This is a genomic window from Burkholderia sp. 3C, assembly GCF_054589155.1.
The window spans coordinates 1-1260 of the sequence record NZ_BAAILN010000094.1 but is presented as its reverse complement, the minus strand read 5'-3'; the positions used below and the strand labels follow the sequence as shown (position 1 = coordinate 1260).

Annotated in this window: 1 protein-coding gene; it reads right to left on the bottom strand. The window is 60.3% G+C overall.

The features are described from left to right. A partial coding sequence (locus ACYP33_RS19655) for a phospholipase D-like domain-containing protein (RefSeq protein WP_459623464.1) occupies positions 1–1260 on the bottom strand: 1260 nt, incomplete at both ends.

The window sequence follows — 1260 nt, the reverse complement described above, 5'->3', positions numbered from 1 at the left end:
GGAACACATCGTCCACGATCATGATCTTGCTGTGCACGTACACCGGCATCCACTGCTTGGCCGGTGAATCCGGCGCCACCAGCGTGCAGACATGTACTTTCAAGCCCGGAATGTCTTGAGGCAGAATCGGCTTTTTTTCATCGGCGTTGTCCTGAAGCTTCTGCTTCGCTTCCTGGAGTTTCTTTCTCGCGGCGTCCTGCCGTACCGGACCACTGGCGCCATGGTCGTAATGCGCCACCGCGACCTCGTTGACGGCGCGCTGCACATCGATCCCGAGTTGCTCGCCACGCTCCAGCCGCGCCACGTTGGGCATGGTGTCCGGGCGCCCGAGACTGTCGAGCATGTCGTACGTCGTACCCGTGCCCATTCCCACCGCGTCGTCGGTCGAGTTCGTCACCACAAACAGATACAGCGGGCCATGCTTGCCGGGATCGCGCCCTGCAGATACGTGCGTCTGCGCAACCGACTTGATCTTCGCGGCAAGTGGTTCCCACCGGAAATACTGGTTCTCGATGTAGATAAACTGCGTGGCGTTATTGGCCGCCTGCAAGTAGAGCGCCTCGATGTTGCGCACGCCTTCCTGCGACTGCGTCCGGACGATCTGCGCCATGAGCGGCGTGCCCAACTCCGGCCTAACTTTCAGCTGTGCGGCCAATGCCTTGCGTTTGCTCAACAGATCGACATGCGCATTGCGCTGCCAGGCGCGGCAGAAATTCACGTTCAAATGTTCGAGAATCGGCCCGGTCACCCGCGCGGACATATCCTGGCGCGGCGTTTCCCCATTGCGGCCAAATCGCGCGTGCATGCGCGCGTAGCGGTGCGCATCGTCATCCCAATAGGCGTCGAGCGTGTTATGCCCCATGACGAAGCCGACGGCCTGACTCGGCGCCTCGTAATCAACCAGCACCGTCTTTTGGTGATGCGATGGACCGAGTCCATATCCGCCGATCCCCCCCAATTTGCCGACGTTGGTATCCGAACGGAATCTCGACTCGCGATACATGATTTCCAGCCGATCAAACAGGGAAAAATCCCGCGTGACCACCTGAATGTTCTCCCACGGCTTCGTGGCCAAGCCCGGTTTCGCGCTCGTGCCGCGAGCATCGGGTCGAGTTGAACGCCGCAAAGATTCGGAGAGTTCCCGTTGTGCCGGCGACGGCGTGATACGAGCCAGGTAATACCACTGCCGGTCATATTCGAGCTGGGTCGTGTTCTCGTTTTGCGTGAACGCGCTGCGCACCAGGTCATATCCCGGGTTCG